The sequence below is a fragment of the Sulfurospirillum sp. HTRB-L1 genome (assembly GCF_059415125.1).
On record NZ_JCAHZR010000010.1, the window covers coordinates 1 to 17173 of the forward strand.

At 47.6% G+C, this 17173-nt stretch carries 13 protein-coding genes; 12 read left to right on the plus strand and 1 reads right to left on the minus strand.

The features are described from left to right. The 6 genes from AC5SLM_RS12925 to sodB all read left to right on the plus strand — a co-directional run. Nucleotides 1-3111, plus strand: a 3111-nt coding sequence (locus tag AC5SLM_RS12925; RefSeq protein ID WP_495251384.1) for a tandem-95 repeat protein, incomplete at its 5' end; no start/stop codon positions are given. Between the two features lie 57 nt (nucleotides 3112-3168). Continuing rightward, on the plus strand, nucleotides 3169-3777 hold the full coding sequence (locus tag AC5SLM_RS12930; protein ID WP_495251385.1) for a transglutaminase-like cysteine peptidase: 609 nt from the start codon (nucleotides 3169-3171) through the stop codon (nucleotides 3775-3777). Then, a complete protein-coding gene (locus tag AC5SLM_RS12935; protein ID WP_495251386.1) occupies nucleotides 3774-5738 on the plus strand; it encodes a bifunctional diguanylate cyclase/phosphodiesterase in 1965 nt (654 codons plus the stop codon). Before AC5SLM_RS12930 ends, AC5SLM_RS12935 begins: the two co-directional genes overlap by 4 nt. Further along, nucleotides 5710-6360, plus strand: coding sequence for a transglutaminase-like cysteine peptidase (locus AC5SLM_RS12940; RefSeq protein ID WP_495251387.1), 651 nt, complete (start codon nucleotides 5710-5712; stop codon nucleotides 6358-6360). Before AC5SLM_RS12935 ends, AC5SLM_RS12940 begins: the two co-directional genes overlap by 29 nt. Before the next feature lie 69 nt (nucleotides 6361-6429). After that, a complete protein-coding gene (locus AC5SLM_RS12945; protein ID WP_495251388.1) occupies nucleotides 6430-8037 on the plus strand; it encodes a methyl-accepting chemotaxis protein in 1608 nt (535 codons plus the stop codon). Nucleotides 8038-8146: 109 nt separating this feature from the next. After that, nucleotides 8147-8743: a superoxide dismutase SodB gene (sodB, locus tag AC5SLM_RS12950; RefSeq protein WP_495251389.1), complete on the plus strand. Its 597-nt coding sequence runs from the start codon at nucleotides 8147-8149 to the stop codon at nucleotides 8741-8743. A gap of 38 nt (nucleotides 8744-8781) precedes the next feature. Here sodB and AC5SLM_RS12955 read toward each other — a convergent pair whose 3' ends face one another. Then, a complete protein-coding gene (locus AC5SLM_RS12955) occupies nucleotides 8782-8991 on the minus strand; it encodes a PhnA domain-containing protein (protein WP_495251390.1) in 210 nt (69 codons plus the stop codon). 152 nt (nucleotides 8992-9143) lie between these two features. On the opposite strand from AC5SLM_RS12955, the gene AC5SLM_RS12960 reads away from it, so the two are divergent. The 6 genes from AC5SLM_RS12960 (at nucleotide 9144) to AC5SLM_RS12985 (ending at nucleotide 17154) form a co-directional block, all read left to right on the plus strand. Further along, entirely contained in the window at nucleotides 9144-9854 is a 711-nt protein-coding gene (locus tag AC5SLM_RS12960; RefSeq protein WP_495251391.1) for a response regulator transcription factor, read from the plus strand. Beyond that, nucleotides 9839-11395, plus strand: coding sequence for a PAS domain-containing sensor histidine kinase (locus AC5SLM_RS12965; protein ID WP_495251392.1), 1557 nt, complete (start codon nucleotides 9839-9841; stop codon nucleotides 11393-11395). The genes AC5SLM_RS12960 and AC5SLM_RS12965 overlap by 16 nt, the downstream gene beginning before the upstream one ends. 105 nt (nucleotides 11396-11500) lie before the next feature. Then, nucleotides 11501-12886, plus strand: a complete 1386-nt coding sequence (locus tag AC5SLM_RS12970) for a hypothetical protein (RefSeq protein ID WP_495251393.1) — start codon at nucleotides 11501-11503, stop codon at nucleotides 12884-12886. Nucleotides 12887-12899: 13 nt separating this feature from the next. Further along, a complete protein-coding gene (locus tag AC5SLM_RS12975) occupies nucleotides 12900-14063 on the plus strand; it encodes an MBL fold metallo-hydrolase (protein ID WP_495251394.1) in 1164 nt (387 codons plus the stop codon). Nucleotides 14064-14109: 46 nt separating this feature from the next. After that, complete coding sequence (locus AC5SLM_RS12980) at nucleotides 14110-15927, plus strand: CobW family GTP-binding protein (RefSeq protein WP_495251395.1); 1818 nt, start codon at nucleotides 14110-14112, stop codon at nucleotides 15925-15927. Between the two features lie 414 nt (nucleotides 15928-16341). Next, entirely contained in the window at nucleotides 16342-17154 is an 813-nt protein-coding gene (locus AC5SLM_RS12985; RefSeq protein ID WP_495251396.1) for a helix-turn-helix domain-containing protein, read from the plus strand. Nucleotides 17155-17173 lie beyond the last annotated feature (19 nt).

Sequence of the window (17173 nt, forward strand, 5' to 3'; positions counted from 1 at the left end):
GCTGTGGCAACACAAAACCTCACCGCAGTTGAAGATGGCGACCTTCTTACAGGACAGCTTGTGGCTAACGACATCGACAGCGATGATGATGCGACCACCTTAACCTACACCCTTGTAGGTGACGCACCTGCTGGCTTTGTGCTTAACAGCGACGGTAGCTACAGCTTCGACCCCTCCGATGACGCGTACCAATCCCTTGGCGTTAACGAGACTGCTGATGTCACCTTTACGTGGATTGCCACAGATAGCCATGGAGCTTCCTCTGAACCCCAAGAGGTTACCATTACCGTCGCAGGCACCAACGATGCACCGGTGGCAACAGATGATGGTAAACCAACCTTCACCTTTGGCGCACTTGTTGGCAACTACTATGCTGTGGATAGCGATGACAATGGCTTAAGCGGCGACACCTATGTCAACAACAACGCTTACCTCATCGACAACCTCACTGAGTTTAAACACATTGTTGCTACCACCGACCCTGCTGCCACCTTCGAGGCAACAAAAATATGGTACGGCTATGGCAACAGCAACGGTGTAGCGACAGGCAACAGCCTACAACAATTCTTGGGTGACGATGGCGCGTCCCTAGAGTACACCAACGGGCAAACCAACACCGCCGAGGGGGGTATGCACATCAGCGGAAGCGTGTATATCCAAGCAGGAACATACAACTTCAAGGTTTATGCAGATGATGGCTACGAAATCCTCATCAACGGTGAGAGTGTTGCCAAATACGACAACAACCAAAGCCCATCAACCCGCGTGCATGGCGAGTTTACCATCGATGCAGACGGATGGTATGACATTGAAATGTACTGGTGGGATCAAGGTGGCGAATACGTCTTCCAACCTCAAATCAGTGCCGATGGCGGACTAACCTACACAGCGCTTTCCAACGAAGGAACATACGTCACACCAGAAGATACGGCGTTTACCTTCCAACCTGAAGACTTGCTTGCCAACGATTTTGACATCGACGGCGACGTGCTCACTATCATCAGCGTAAGCAATGCGGTCAATGGTACCGTTGTACTCAACGATGATGGCACCATTACCTTTACACCTGCAGAAAACTTCAACGGCGTCGCCACCTTTGACTACACCATCTCTGATGGCAATGGCGGCGAAGACAGTGCAACGGTAACCTTACATGTAAGCCCTGTTAATGACGCGCCAGTGGCTGTAGATGATGCCCTTGAAACAAACGAGGACACACCGCTTACTATTCCTGTGACTACTTTGCTTGCAAACGACAGCGATGTGGATGGTGACACCCTGAGTATTACCCGCGTTGAAAATGCGACCAACGGCACCGTTGAGCTTAACGGAGATGGCACTATTACCTTTACGCCAGACCATAACTTTAGCGGAGAGGCAACCTTTGAGTACACCATCTCTGATGGCAACGGTGGCACAGATACCGCGACAGTTACTGTTGTTGTTGCTCCAGTAGCAGATGCGCCACAACTTGTGATGAGTATTGCTGAACCGAACGCAAGTGGCACTGGTGCCAATCTGATTGTCAATGGTAGTTTTGAAGACATTTCAGGCATTGACGCCAATGGCAATATCGTAGCCAGTGATTTTGATATTCCTGCTGGAGGGCTAGTTTATAGATTAGAAATTCCGGGCTGGAAACTTGATAATGCCAACTTGTCAGAACCTCAGATTTTTGCCTACCAAGGTGACAGTTACTTTGTAGGCACAGGAGGTGAGCTTAAGTCTTCAAATGCCTCTCTTACCACAACATCTAGCGGTTATGGCATAGAAGACAAAGGGGTTAACAAAAATGAAACACTTATGTTTGACCTCAAAAATCAAGTTGATTCTGCAACGTTTAATCTAAGCGGAAGCACTAGCAGGGGTCAATGGATAGCATATGATGCAAATGGAAGCGAAATTGCCAAAGGCTCGCTAAACGGAGGCGCATTAACCATTGAAGGAATTGGAAAATTCCAATATATTGCTTTCGATGGGGCAACCATCGGCTCCAATAACAATAACGGCTTCTTTGTGAAATACATAGAAAGCTCTGTAAGCATGCCTGCCATGGAACCACACCACCAAGACCATGGAGGGGTAGGTAGCACCGATGGAGACAATTACATGGACCTTGGAGCAAGCCCTGGCAACAGTGCCATCTACCAAGAACTTGAATTGAGCGAAGGCAAGTATTACCTTTCCTTTGACTATGCAGACAAAGCATGGATTGCGGACGAAAACGCAGACTCTGGAAAAATGCAAGTTCTCTGGAACGGACAAGTCGTCTTTGAAACAGATGGCGACAACACAACATGGCTCTCGTCTGGCTTCATTATCGTTGATGCAATAGATGGTATTAACAAATTAACATTTAAAGAGGTAGGTGTCGCCACAGACAATCATGGCATTGCTATTGACAATGTTCAACTTCAACAAAATGTTAGCTATGAATACACTCTTACTGTTACTGCGACATTGAGCGATGATGGTGAGATTTTAGGACCTGTTGTTATTGCCAAAGATTCGCTACCAGAAAATGCAATCTTATTGGGAGATAATCTCACAGAAACCGAAGACGCCTATGTCATTGCAGTTGAAGACGGTGTCGAAGTTACACTTACCCTCAGCACGACTTCTGTCCTTTCCCTTGAGGACATTAATGCCATCACAGGAAGTGTCACCTCCACTGATGGTACAGATACTGCCACCACAACAGCTACGGTCTTCAACGAGGTTGATGGCGACACAGGAACGGAAGGTAACGATATCTTCAAAACCTTCACAGGAGGAAGCCTTGATGGCGGGGATGGCACAGACATGCTACTTATTGAAGATGGCAGTATTGATCTTAGCAATGTTCACAACATTGAAATCCTCAAGCTTGACACCGACGCGCCTATCAGCCTTAGCGTAGAAGATGTGTTTAACCTCACAGACGACAACAATGTCTTGGTCGTTTCAGGCCAAGGGGATGTCCAAATCTCTGTTGACGCGATAGAAAACAACGACGTCTGGACGAAAAACGAAGGGGCAAGTACAGCAGAACAAAGTGTGTACGAGGCGGTTTATAATGGTAGCGATATTACACTCATTATCAACCAAACCGTCGATACGGACATTGTCTAAATACGCTATCATTAGCGTATGAAAAGACGCTTTACCCTTGGTATACTGGCGGCAGCGATGGCTGTCGCCCTTTTTAGCACCTCCGAGTTCATCATTGAAGGCCACTTGCTCGAGAAAGTCGAGAAAGAGTATGGCTTTTTTGCCAAAAACCGTGTAATAGCACTGGTTGGCATGATGAACAAAGCCCAAGAACTTGATGAGCGTGGCAAACTCGAAGCGGTGAATGATTTTTTCAACAAAACCCCCTATGGTCTCGACAAAGACGTGTGGGGCGTGAGTGATTATTGGGCGACACGGTTGGAGTTTATCGGCAAAGATAAGGGCGATTGTGAAGACTTCGTCATTGCTAAGTATTTCACCCTTGTGGAGCTTGGTGTTGACCCTGGCAAACTTTTTATGGGGTATGTTAAATACACCCCCACGAACATCGCCCACATGATTTTACTCTACTACGAAACCCCCCGTTCAGAACCTTTAGTACTAGACAATTACAACCGCAAAATCTTTCCTGCTTCTGCGCGCAAAGATTTGATTCCCGTGTACAGTTTTAGCGGCAGCGCTTTGCTGGACGCCAAAAACGTTCAGTTGGGCAAAATGCTCCCTGCAAGCACGCGGCAAACCCGCGCTTGGGACGAACTCAAAATCATCAAAAAGGACCGCCCATGAGTCTCTTTAAACAGATGGCTATCACCTTCACGCTTTTTTTAGCCCTCGTACTTACTTCTGTGATGGTGCTAAACTTTAACACCGCTACTGAATTTACCCAGCACCAACTCTACACCGAAGCTAAAAATACCGCCCATTCTCTAGGGCTCTCTTTAGCCAAAGCGGCCAGTCCTGATGATTTGGTCTTGATGGAGACCATGATAAATGCCATCTTTGATAGCGGGTATTACGAGCGCATCGCCCTTGTGGGCATCGATGATGCGCCGATTTATGTGCGCGAAACCAAAGTCCTCTTAAGCGACGTCCCCCAATGGTTTGTCAACACCATTGAACTTGAAAGCGTGAGTGCGCACAGTGAAATCATGATGGGCTGGCACCAGTTTGGCATCTTGGAAGTCAAAGGCCACACAGGCAATGCCTACCGTCAGCTTTACCACACCTTTTTAGAATTGTGTAAAACCTTTGCCCTCTTTGGTGTCTTGGTGTTTGGGGTGCTTTACGCCCTGCTCTCCCTCTCGTTGCAGTCTCTCAAGCGCATTGCCGAACAAGCCAGAGCCATCATCGACAATGCCTTCATTATCGAAAAAGAGCTTCCCTTCACCACCGAATTTCGCTCCACCACCAAAGCCATGAACGCCATGGTTGAAAAAGTCAAAGACATCTTTGACCGTGAAAATGAGACCCTTAAACGTTACCACGAACTGCTTTACATCGATGCGCAAACCAAACTCTACAATAGGCGCTATGTTAACACCACCTTGCCAGATTATTTTCAAACGGACACGGAGTTTTCCCGTGGGGCCTACGCCATGGTGAGCATCGACGAGGCGGAACGTTTTAAAAAAGATGCGGGATACGAGCGCTACAACGCACTCATCAAGACTATCACCGAAAGCCTCAAAGAAGCCTTTGGCGCGGAAGAAAACACCATCATCGCGCGCCTCAATGAAAGTGATTTTTTTGTTTTGGTGCCTTTTATGGAACTTGGAAGCATTGCCAAACGCATGGAAAATGTCATGAAGGCCGTCCATGGCGCGATGGAAACACGAACCACCCAAGAAAAATACCCCTACCTTGCAGGGTGCAGTGTGGGGATTTACCAAGAAAATGAAACGCTCAAATCCCTCTTTTCACGGGCTGATTATGGCTTGATGCACTCTAAGAGCGATGAAAATTTCACCGTGTACATCTGCGACAAAGAAGAAGAGCTGCTCACTTTTGGGCGGGAAGAGTGGAAAGAAGAATTGCGCAAAAGCATGGAAGAATCCCGCATCCAACTCGCACGCCAAAGCGTCATCAAAAAAGAAGGGGAAGAGGAGCATTTGCTACACGAAGAAATCTTTTTGCGCTGGCTTGACAACGAAGGAACCTTGCACGCCGCAGGACGCTTTGTGCCCATTGCGATGCGCTTAGGGTTGGTAGAAACACTGGACCGCTACATGATTGAAAAAGTGCTTCTCCACCTCAAACAACACCCTGGCACCCCTGCCCTTGCCTTAAATTTGAGTGGAGATTTTGTCAAAAACCATGAAAACATACAGTGGTTCAAACGGCTACTTGATGACGCATCGCCTGATGTGCGGGAGAAAATCTGGGTAGAGGTGCACAACACTGTTGCCCTCCATGCTCCTGCGGACACCCTCTTGCTAGCGCAAATGCTTAAAAACGCACGGTGCCACTTTGGCCTTGACCATTTCACCCTCCCTTCCCAAGGGGCTGGGTACCTCCAAGAGTTACGCCCTGAGTATGTCAAAGCCAGTAGTCCGTATTTGCACGATGTGTTTTATGACACCCTTACTGGCCAAGGACGGGAAAACTTCACCAACCTCATCCGAAGCTTGGGCATCACGCTCATCGCCACCAATACCGAAACCCAAAACGAAGTGCGCACCTTGTTTCCCATGGGTGTTTCCCACTTCCAAGGTAGGCATATTGCCTCTGTTTCGCCTCTCGTGTCGTAGCACACTCCTTCTTGGCGTGCTCTTGGCGTTTGCTTGGGCGCGTCCTTTTGTGCTTTCACCAGATTTTCTTGAAGCACAAAAGGCCCCTTTGGCACACCCTATTTTAAAAGACTACGAACGGTTTATGAACGAAGTCGCATCGGAAAACTCTTTACATGTAAGGCTTGAAAAAGTCAATCGCTACCTCAATGCCATTGTTCCCATGCACGACGCGCACCAGTATGCTTCTGAGGATTATTGGGCTACTAGGGGCGAATTTTTAGCCAGCGGGGGTGGGGATTGCGAGGATTATGCCATCAGCAAATACTACACCCTTAAGGACCTCGGGGTTTTGGCCGCGTCCATGGGCCTATGTGTCGTGCACGACCGCTACAGCGGGGCTTGGCACATGGTGCTAGCCGTGCAAACGCCTGACTCTTCTACTCTTGTGCTTGACAACCTTAGTTTTAAAATTCTTCCTTTTTTTCGTCGTACAGATTTACGTTTGGAGGTGTGCATGAATGAAGAGCGCGTCTTTACCATTGACACGCAAGACCGCTGGAACAGCGTAAAAAACCCACCCGCGTTTCCCTCTTTTGAACGCATGTTAGAACGCGTTAGGGCTGAAAAAATCTGGAAATAGCACCCATTTTTTACGTTCATTTTACGTTGAAACACTATAATGCCAACACTTTATTTTTAAAGGATTTTCATGTTGCGGACTATTCGGGCAAAACTTTACATGTTATTAGCCATTCTTGTGATTGGCTTTTCATTTCTTGGTTACGAGATTGTTAAAAACTCTACGTTTTCCAAAACGGCACTGACCCGCATGTTGCTTTTGGGGGAAATCGAATACTACGCCGCTAGCGCCATGGCCGAGCTTCGGGGCTACCAAATGTTTCTCTCGCCCCAGCGCCTTGAAGGCTACAACGCGTCCTATCAGAACCTGCAAAAGACCCTTGATGACCTTCTTGCCATCACCCGCTCTACCGAAAACCAAGCACGCTTACGCAACCTCAAAGAACTCGCTCAAACATGGGCCAAAGCCAATGAACCACGTCTTGTGATTTTACAAGCCCACGGAACCTTGGCACAACAAGAAAGCTTTATGCGCACGCACCCCACGGAGCACCAAACCCTCATGCGCCTCACCCAAGAGTCAGCAACTTCTTTTGATGCATTCATCAAAATAGCACACACACTAGTAGAGCGCATGCGTGACAATAACATCGCCACCATCGAGAAAAATGAGCTCTTTATAGAAATCGTTCTGAGTATCATTGGGTTGGTGTTTGCGGTGGTGTTTTTTATCATCGCCCGTTCTATTCAAGCTTCTGTAAGCAAAGCAAAAGAGGCCTGTGAGCACATTCAGCGCACCAAAAACCTCTCAGAACCCATCGAAACGGGTGCGCACGATGAAATCGCCGATGCGATGAATGCCGTCAATGCACTTTTGCGCGACCTTTCCAAGGCTATCGACGGTGCAAAACACACGGCCATCGAAAACGCATCGGTCGCCCAAGAACTCTCCAGCACCTCACTGAGCATCGGTAGACGCACCGAAGAGAGTGCCACGCAAATGGACCAAACCACCCAAGCCACCCAAGCGGTCGCTTCTCTTTTGAAAACCAGCGAAGAAAGCTCTTCCCATTCGGGTGAGCTCATCCAAGCTTCTGCGCTAGAGGTTGATAATGCGGCCAAAGAGGTGTTGGAAGTTTCAGGGCAGTTGCAAAACGTCGTCGTGCAACAAAACGCGCTCTCTACCCAACTTGAACAGCTTAGCACCCAAGCCGAAGAGGTCAAAAGCGTGCTCTTAGTCATCGCCGACATCGCCGATCAGACCAATCTTTTGGCCCTCAACGCCGCCATCGAAGCCGCCCGTGCGGGAGAGCATGGACGCGGATTCGCGGTCGTGGCCGATGAAGTGCGAAAACTGGCCGAGCGTACCCAAAAAAGTTTGGATGAGAGCAATGCCACGGTGGCACTCATCGTCCAGTCTGTTGCTGCTTCGGCCTCAAGCATGCAAAAAAGTGCGAAAAATATTGAAGTGTTGGGCGAAAGGGCCAAAACTACCGAAACCTTGATGCGCAAAAGTGTTGAGGGCATCACGCGCGCTAAAAATATCGCCCTTCAAACGGTACAAGATGCAAAAAATGGTGCCACAGAAACCGCCCAAACCCTCAAGCGCATCCAAACCCTCAATGAACTCACGTCCACTAACGCCAGAAGCGTTGAGGAAATCGCCTCAGCGGCAGAACATCTCTCCAAGCTTTCTGAAAACCTCAGCCATTCACTGTCTGTTTTCAAAACGTCTTAAGAACACTGCGGGGAGACTTTCCCCGCACATCTTCCTTTAAAACGCCAGTATCCTTTAAGTCCCAAGCAGGTAAAATACAAACAATAACTTTTCTTAAAGGAGAACAATTATGTCATTTACACTACCTGATTTACCCTATGACCCCAACGCCCTTGAACCTCACATTAGTGCCAACACGCTAGGATTCCACCACGGAAAACACCACCAAGCGTACGTCACCAATCTTAACAATTTCATCGAAGGAACCGAGCTTTCTAGCCAAACCCTCGAAGAGATTATCATCGCTGTTGCAGGAGATGCGAGCAAAGCAGGCATCTTCAATAACGCCGCGCAAGTATGGAACCACACCTTTTACTGGCACTCCATGAAGCCAAAGGGTGGTGGTGAGCCCACAGGGGCTATTGCTGCAAAAATTACCGAAGATTTTGGAAGTTTTGAAGCGTTTTTCAAAGAGTTTAAAACCGCAGGTGCCACGCAGTTTGGAAGTGGATGGGCCTGGTTGGTGCTTGAAGGTGACAAGCTAAAAATCACCAAAACCTCCAACGCCGACACACCCCTAGCCCATGGCCAAAAAGCCATCCTCACCGTAGACGTGTGGGAACATGCTTACTACCTTGACTACCAAAACCGACGACCCGATTACTTGGAAACCTTCTTCAAGCATCTTGTCAACTGGGATTTTGCTAACGCCAACCTTACCGCGTAAGCCTAAGCGGGCGCAAAGCCCGCTTACATGTAAATATTTTACGCTTTTTTCAAAAACTCTGTTTTTAATACAACCGTACTTTTGCCAATACGGCACTCTACTTCACTAGCACTGTCTGTCAGGCGAATGCCTTTGATGACTTCGCCGCGCTTGAGGGTTTTTGGCATCCCTTTGACTTTGAGGTCTTTGACCGTCATGACCGCATCACCATCTGCTAAAATATTGCCATTACTATCACGTGCTTCCATGGATTTTCCTTGTGTAAATATTGGCGCATTATAACGACAGCGCGCTGATAAAGAGTTTTACATCCCTTTTTTGAAAGTAACCTTTCTCTCATTCTTCCTTTAAGTCTGCCGTGCTACAATCCCCACAAATGCCTTACTTTTTTGAGGATGCCATGGACCAAAATGCCCTAAAAAAACTCATCGTAGCTTGCAAGCCTTTGCGTGTTTTATACGCCGAGGACAACCCGCAAGTACGCCTGCAAACAACCAAGATGCTCTCCTTGTATTTTGACCATATTGTCGCAGCAGCCGATGGAAAAGAGGCGTGGGAGCAGTTTCAAGTCCAGCCTTTTGATGTGGTTTTCACAGACATCAATATGGCAGGAATGGATGGGCTTGGACTCATCGAGGCCATTCGGGGCAAAGATTTACATGTACCCATTGTTGTGTTTTCTGCTTACAACAACCCTGAGTATTTTCTCACCACCATCAAATTAGGCATACAAGGCTATTTACTCAAACCCTTTCAGCTTGAAGAGGTTGTTCAAACCTTGCAAAAAATCCTCTCCCTCTCCCACCATACTTCTCCTTGCACCCTTGAATTAGAGGGAGGGTATTGCTGGGACAAACAAATCAAATGCCTGTGTTATGGAAAACAAGAAGTACCTTTAAGCAAACGGGAGGTGTTTTTATTCGACCTACTCACAAGCTCAAAGGAGCGCATTTTTAGTAGCGAAGAGATTGAAATAGCTGTTTTTGACGATGATGTGTGTGAAAACAAACGGGTGCGAAACCTGCTCTCAAGGCTTCGCCAAAAACTCACGTGCGACTTGATTTGCTCTGTTTATGGGGAAGGATACAAACTCCGATGGCATCACCCCTGAGCCCCCAAAGCCTTCACGCACAACAAGCCGAACGCTACGTGCAACTGTTTAACAACAGCGGCGTAGGGATTTTTATTGTAGATAAAGAACGGCTCATCGTGGAAGCCAACGATGCTTTTTGTAAAATCTTTGGGTACGCCCACGAAGAAATCATCTACCAATCCGCCCTTTCCCTTCACCTCTCTTACGCTGCGTATGTCAATTTTGCCGAAATTGCCTTCAATAAAGTACGCCAAAACGAAGCCCTCAACCTCAAATACCGCTTCAAACACAAAAATGGTCACGTCCTTTGGCTACGCATTGCGGGAGATTCCATTCCTTCCAATGAAGAGGTGCTCTGGACGATTACCGACATCACAAGTACCGTAGAAGCGCAAGAAAAGCTCAAAAACAGCGAAAAGCTTTTGCGCAATGCCGAAGCCATTTCCCACCTTGGCAGTTGGGAGATAGACCTGGCCACCCAAACCCTCACATGGTCCGATGAAATGTACCGCATCTACGGAGAACACAGGGAAACCTTTACCCCCACCCTTGAAACATTTGACAACTACCTAAACCCCGAAGATGCCAAGCGCGTTAGGCTCCTTAATCAACAAGCCATTTTTAGCAAAAAGACAGAAAAAATCGACTACATGATTTGCCGAAAAGATGGGGGCAAGGTGTTTATCAGCACCCAGCGCAAAGCCCTTTATGGAGACGATGGAACCCCTTTAAAGCTCGTGGGAACCTCCTTGGATGTCACCCAAAGCAAAGAAAACGAACGTCGCATCCACCACCTCAACAAAGAGCTTCACGAAGAAGTCAAGCGCCAACTCCAAACCTTGCGCGAAAAAGACAAACAACTTCAATTCCAATCCAGACTCGCCCAAATGGGGGAGATGCTCAGCATGATTGCCCACCAATGGCGCCAACCGCTCTCTGCCATCTCCGCCACTACAGGTTTTCTTTCCATGAAGCTGTTGCTTGAAGAATTTGATGCCACCGTTTTTACCCAAGAAATATACCACATCGAAGAATACGCTAGCCATCTCTCCCAAACCATCGATGATTTTCGCAACTTTTTCAACCCTATTCGCCACAAAGAAGAGGTCTCCTTGGAGGCTATCGTAGAAAAAACCTTGACCATCATTCAACCCATCCTAGACGCGCAAGGCATTTGTGTCCACACCTCTTTCTCCTCCCAAGAAGCTTTCTTTTCCCACAAAAACGAGTTAGGTCAAGTCCTTTTAAACCTCATCAAAAACGCCCAAGATGCTTTTGAAGAAACTTCCCCCTTGCGCCCAACCCTCCACCTTGTTACATGTAAAGATGCGCGCTTTTTGTATTTGATTGTCAAAGACAACGCAGGAGGTATTGACAAGGCCATTGCCCCGAAGATTTTTGATGCCTATTTTTCTACCAAATTTGACAAAGGCGGCACAGGCGTGGGCCTGAGCATGTCTAAAACCATCGTCGAAGAGCATTGCCAAGGAGAGCTTTTGGTTGAAAATGACGACGAAGGCGCTGTCTTTACTATCAAAATCCCCCGCAAAGACATTTAAGAGACAATCTTTCCCCTTTCCGCTTTTTTTGCGAGACAATCCCAAGACACTCTTTTTCTATACTGGTGTTAAGACTTTTATAATCTTGACACAAGGAGAGTTACGATGGAAACACCACTTTTTCTCGAAGAGAGAAGTTTGGTTAAGCGCTACAGCGGGCCCTTGCCCTTGCTTCTCAACACCCTGTTTATCGCCGTGCTGTTTTACGTAAGCTGGTGGATTTTTCAAGACCCCAGAGGCATCATGCGCATGTACACCCCTTTTGAGGGCTACATGTGGTGCCGTTGGTTGTTGGTTATCATGATTTGGATAGCCTACATTTTCGACTTTTGGCCCTTTAGCCGCAGTTGGCTAAAAAACACGCACCCCCTTGCCAAAGGCGTGATACTTACTGCGCTTACTGTGGTGCTGTTTACCCTTTTACTTAAGGTCTTTTTTGAGATTATCTTAGGTGAGCTGGCCATCGCTTACTTTAGCCCCAAACAACTCCAAAGCCTAGGCCTCATTGAATTTTACGCCATTGAGTACTCGGCCCAAGCCATCTTAATGTTCGCTGCCATCGCTTCGTGGTTAAGCCCTGCGTGGGTTGTAGCCGCTGAAAATGCGCCTTGGCAACACCTCAAACAACCCGTTAAAGGGTTCACGGTTTTGATGTTTACTTTTTTCCTCAGTTTCATCGTCTATTTTGTGGCCTTTCACTCTCACATGGCCATCTTATTTGACCCGTGGCAAGAATTTACCGCCATCACACCTCCTTGGTGGGAAGGCTTTGCTAACACGGTACACGGAAACTTTAACATTGCGTGGATTATGTGCTGTACGGTCATCGTGTGGATGCACGAAACCATTTGGGAACGCTATCCTTTTTCCATGATTGAGCGCCCTTGGCTACGACGTAGTGCTTCCTTTTTTGGCATTATCGCCATCGCCGTGGCCATTAGCTTTTTCCTTTACTACGCCCAAGAATTGGCATGGGGCGAAGCGATTCGAGGCACAAGACGGGATGAATCTCCGGATTGGCGTTGGTTACATGTAGGGGAATTGGCCATCTTTTGGTTGGTGCCGACACTTTTTATGCACTTTTACCTAGGCAACGGCGTGAACCGTTTTAGCAAACCTATCAATGTCCTCTTCCGCACCCTCATTTCCATCGCGGCGGCGGTTGCTTTGTATTACGTGTACTACAAAACTGCGCACCTGTTCCTCGGCACACAAAAAGGGTTTTCACACCCACAACAATTCCCCATGGTGCCCATGATTTGGCTTGTTAATGTGATGCTCATCAACTACTGGTTTATGGACGGATGGCCAGGATGGCGGCTCTCGCGAGAGGGTGAAGTGGTCAAACCTGCCCATGCCGTTCATGAAAAATACGTCCTCACTCCTGCGTTTTACCGCGGTGTGATTGGGGGAACACTTGGTGGGGTTGTCTTTTATTTTGCCCTTGTTTACCTCTTGCCAGCCATGACCAATGCGCTGCGCATTTACTAAAAAGGAGGCGATAATGCCAACAACACAAACGCAAGGACGACGGGAATTTCTCAAAGGGGCAGCCACAGGTCTTGGACTTGGAACGCTTAGCGCCATGGGAATCTTCTCCTACTCCCCCATGCGGGCATTTTTTCTGCCCGAGGCTGAACGAAAAATGGCGGATTTTGGTGCGTGCAAAAGCGTAAAAGTGACCAATATCTCCGAAACAAGCTGGTTTGATAACTCCATCTTAATGGGCGACATCAAAGGCGCGGGTGGCCTTTTGGTCAACCAATACGACTACAACTGGGCCCCTTTTGGGGACGGTTCGGGGCTAGCCAAAGGAAGCTATGAGCGAGGCATTGCCAAAATCAAACACTTACTCCCCAATCGCCTTGAAGAGGCGTGGGAGATTATCAAAACAAACAGTGTCAATCCCGACAACGCGGGAGGCTTTGCCGCCCTCGTGGAAATCGAAAGCTTGGAGGGCAAAAAGACAAAATACCTCCTAGATAGCGGATGGTCTTACGCGTGGATGGACGAATGCTTCAAGCGCGAGGGCATCGACAAGATGCTTCAAAACAACGAAATCGAAGCCCTCATCATCTCCCACGAACACTTTGACCACTTTTGGGGATTGCCCGTGACCATGAAGTACGCCCCCAATATCAAGATTATCATCCCTGATGGATTTTACAAAGAAGGACTTGCGTACATCAAAGACTCAGGCCACACGGGCGAAGTGGTGGTTGCCAAAAAAGGGCGCAATGACTGGGAGCCTGGCTTTTGCACCTACACCTTTGATGTGCCTATCATTTGCCGTGTTTTTGGAGAGCAATCCCTCTTTGTCAACGTGCAAGACAAAGGGCTTGTGAGCATCACGGGGTGTTGCCACCAAGGCATCATCAAGTTTGCCGACACGGCCTACAAAGAGCTCAGATACGACAACGACCAAATGTACGGGCTTTACGGAGGTTTGCACATTTCCCCCTTTGAAGATTGGGATCCAAAGTACGATGACCTTGTGATTTCACTGGGAAAATGGGACTTTCAAAAAGTCGGGTGCAACCACTGTACGGGCTTGTTGACCGCGCAAAAATTTATCCGCGCGGGCTATCCTGTGGTGGAAGGAACCGCCCAACATCGCTCTAAAAGCAAAGCCTACCTTGGCAATGGCGACATTATCACCTTTGGCTAACACGCTCACCCAAGGGGCGTCAAGCCCTTTGGGGAAAGGATAACCCATGCGTATCAATGACCTTTACCCTCTTGCTTTTGAGCACACCGCACAGGGCTTTCGCACCCTCATGCGTACCGTGCTTATCAAGGCAAATTACGACGGGGTCTTGAAAAAAAACACAGGTTTTAGAGGCATGCATGTGAGCGAAGAACGCCAAGAATGCTGGACGCTCAAGTTTGAACAATTCGCTGGCGTTTTTGGGATTTTTCTGGCCAACCTTGATGACACGTTTGGCCATTTTCACCTGCATTATTTTCCCTCTCCCCAAGAAGCCTTACTGGAAAAATGTTCTTTAGCAGAAGCTTGTCTTGCCAATGCCCCTGATTTTATCGACAAAGTGCGTGCTTTTTACGCCCACGATGCCCTCTTGGGCCATTTTTTCATTGGCACTTTGGCCTTACATGTAAACCCAAAAAACGAAAGCCTTTATGGGGCGTATCAGGGGCAAATTCGGGAGCGTATTTATGCCAAAGATGGCGTGGCCAACCCCCTTGCACCCCACACGCAACTTGTGCCAAAAGAAGGGCTTGATAAAGACTTCCCCGCCTTTCGTTTGCTCTTGCCCCTCATGCACTTTTTCAACACCGCCCTTTTGCGCCTCACCCAAGAAGCGCCCCAGTACTTTGAACTCTTTCGCGCCAAAGGAACGTGCTTAACGTACGATAACGCAGGCGTCTTTCACCTCGCTGCTGATGCGGGTTCTGTGAAGCTTTTGGTGGCCACAGGCTACGGGGAGATGGCCCACAGCACCTTAACCCAAACCCTTTTAGCAGGAACTCAAGCTAAAAAAATGGATGATTCTAAAAGCCTTACACTTTTTTTCCAAAAGGCACCGTGGTACGAACTCGATGCCAACAACCACCTCATCACCACCCCTTTTACCCAAGAAAATCCAAAGCCAAAACTCATTGTCGTGACGGGTTTTTTAGGCTCAGGAAAGACCAGTTTTTTACAGCACTACATCGAACACGAAACCCAAAACAATCGCTTTGTGGGGATTATTCAAAACGAAATTGGGAAAATCGGCCTCGATGGCAAGCTTTTGGATTATGATTATTCGTTGGTTGAGATGGACGAGGGGTGCGTGTGCTGTTCCCTTTCGGGCCAATTGCGCGCAGGCATTGGGGCCCTCACCCAAAAAGCTTCCCCCGATACAATCTTGCTCGAAACCTCGGGCGTAGCCAACCCCTTTAACCTCCTGAGCGAACTGGACGAACTGGACGATTTGGTGGATTTTGAAGCCATCGTGACGGTGGTGGATGGGGTGAATGCCTTAGAGCTCTTTGAGCAGTACCGTATTTTTCAAGACCAAGTGCGCGCGGCGGATGTGATTTTACTCAACAAAAGCGACCTACTCGATGAAATCACCCAAGCCAAGGTCTACGCACGCATCCTTGCCAACAACCGATGCGCTGCCATCTTGCCCGTGGTGGAGGGAAACATCCACCCTAACACCTTGCGCCACTCCATCGTGGCTTCCACTTCGCACATCGCTTCTTTGGTTTCCGAAGAAGAAAGCGCGCCGCACACCCATGTGCACGATGGGCTCTCAAGCATCAAATTTTCGCTAACAGCACCATTGGATAAAGCACTGTTTTGCACCTACCTTCAAAAATTGCCCCAAAAAATCTACCGCGTTAAGGGCGTGGTCTATTTTACCGGCGAGCCTCAGGCTTGGGTGGTGCAGTACGTCAACGGCCAATTTGAATTTTTAGAACAATGGGATACAAACACTGCCGAAGCGTTTTTGGTTTTTATCGGCAAAGATTTGGACAAGGGGTATTTTGAGGGGCCAAGGCAACCAGTGGCGAAGCCTCTTTAACCCTTTACATGTAAAGGGTTATGACACCATCACTGCACACTCGAATACTTTTCGTAGCAAGGTACTTGCGTGAAAATAAAAGAGCTTTAGTAATGATTAAATTTTAACCTTATTTATTTATTGGAAGTATCTTTTTTCACCAAATCCGTTCTCGTTTTTTTCCCGTAATACGACGAATTATTTATTTATTTTTTTTTAAAATTTCCCCGCGAAAACCATCCTTTTTCTTTACACTATTGAAGAAAAACACAAGAAAAGTGTCAAAAAATCCATTTTTTTTGCCATTTTTTTTTGATACAATCCATTTTAAACAATAATTACACTCATAATCTACTGCAAAACACTAAGATTTTTGAGCCATTTTGCCCTTTGGATGACGAAAAAAATCATCCAAATTGCATGAAGGGAGGCCCCATGACCATGCCAGCGTTCATCAACCCCAGCTACATCCTTGATAAAGAAATATTTCGCGTGCGTAAGATTGATTTTACTGACCCTGTGCCCTTGCATAAACATGCGTGCTATGAACTCTTTTTTGCCTACAAGGGCGAAGCGCGCTTTTATGTTGATAATGAATCTTACTTCATCAATCAACCCTGCCTCCTTCTTGTCTACCCCAACCGCGTTCACGGATGGGACGCCATCAGGGAGTTGCAAGGGTATGTGCTAAAGTTTGATACCACTGTTTTTACTGACCCCTCTTTCTTAAACCGCATCTCCGCCTTTCAAAGTGACCTCATTTTCCTAGAAGAGCGCGAAAGAATCATGATGATTCACAACACTTTTAAGGCCCTAGAAGACGAGTACCACACTTCTCTTTCCTTTAAAGAGCACACCATCAACAGCCTTTTGCAGATTTTGCTCGTTTACATTCAACGCTGCGTTCCTTCAACACTCGCCCCACAAGCTAGCCAAACCCTCATTGCAAAACTCAACGAAGCCATTGCACACAACCACTACGCCCTTGCCAAACCCACCTTTTATGCCAAAAAACTCAACACCAGTGTCCGTCTTCTCAACAAAGCAACCAGCGAAGTGGCCGACCAAAGCCTAGGCCAATACATCCGCAACCAAACCATCCAAGAGGCCAAACGCCTCCTTGCCTTTGAAACCATGACGTGCAATGAAGTGGCCTATCGCCTTGCTTTTTCAGATCCTGCTTACTTTAGCCGCTTCTTTAAACGCGAAGTTGGCACTGCCCCCAAAACATTTCGAGGCGAGTGCTAAAAAGTACAAGTTTTTGTAT

What these genes read in the sequence shown, in the direction of transcription:
- AC5SLM_RS12930 (WP_495251385.1), top strand. Translation starts at nt 3,169, where the DNA reads ATGGCTGTCGCCCTTTTTAGCACCTCCGAGTTCATCATTGAAGGCCAC.
- AC5SLM_RS12935 (WP_495251386.1), top strand. Translation starts at nt 3,774, where the DNA reads ATGAGTCTCTTTAAACAGATGGCTATCACCTTCACGCTTTTTTTAGCC.
- AC5SLM_RS12945 (WP_495251388.1), top strand. Translation starts at nt 6,430, where the DNA reads ATGTTGCGGACTATTCGGGCAAAACTTTACATGTTATTAGCCATTCTT.
- sodB (WP_495251389.1), top strand. Translation starts at nt 8,147, where the DNA reads ATGTCATTTACACTACCTGATTTACCCTATGACCCCAACGCCCTTGAA.
- AC5SLM_RS12955 (WP_495251390.1), bottom strand. Translation starts at nt 8,991, where the DNA reads ATGGAAGCACGTGATAGTAATGGCAATATTTTAGCAGATGGTGATGCG.
- AC5SLM_RS12960 (WP_495251391.1), top strand. Translation starts at nt 9,144, where the DNA reads ATGGACCAAAATGCCCTAAAAAAACTCATCGTAGCTTGCAAGCCTTTG.
- AC5SLM_RS12965 (WP_495251392.1), top strand. Translation starts at nt 9,839, where the DNA reads ATGGCATCACCCCTGAGCCCCCAAAGCCTTCACGCACAACAAGCCGAA.
- AC5SLM_RS12970 (WP_495251393.1), top strand. Translation starts at nt 11,501, where the DNA reads ATGGAAACACCACTTTTTCTCGAAGAGAGAAGTTTGGTTAAGCGCTAC.
- AC5SLM_RS12975 (WP_495251394.1), top strand. Translation starts at nt 12,900, where the DNA reads ATGCCAACAACACAAACGCAAGGACGACGGGAATTTCTCAAAGGGGCA.
- AC5SLM_RS12980 (WP_495251395.1), top strand. Translation starts at nt 14,110, where the DNA reads ATGCGTATCAATGACCTTTACCCTCTTGCTTTTGAGCACACCGCACAG.
- AC5SLM_RS12985 (WP_495251396.1), top strand. Translation starts at nt 16,342, where the DNA reads ATGACCATGCCAGCGTTCATCAACCCCAGCTACATCCTTGATAAAGAA.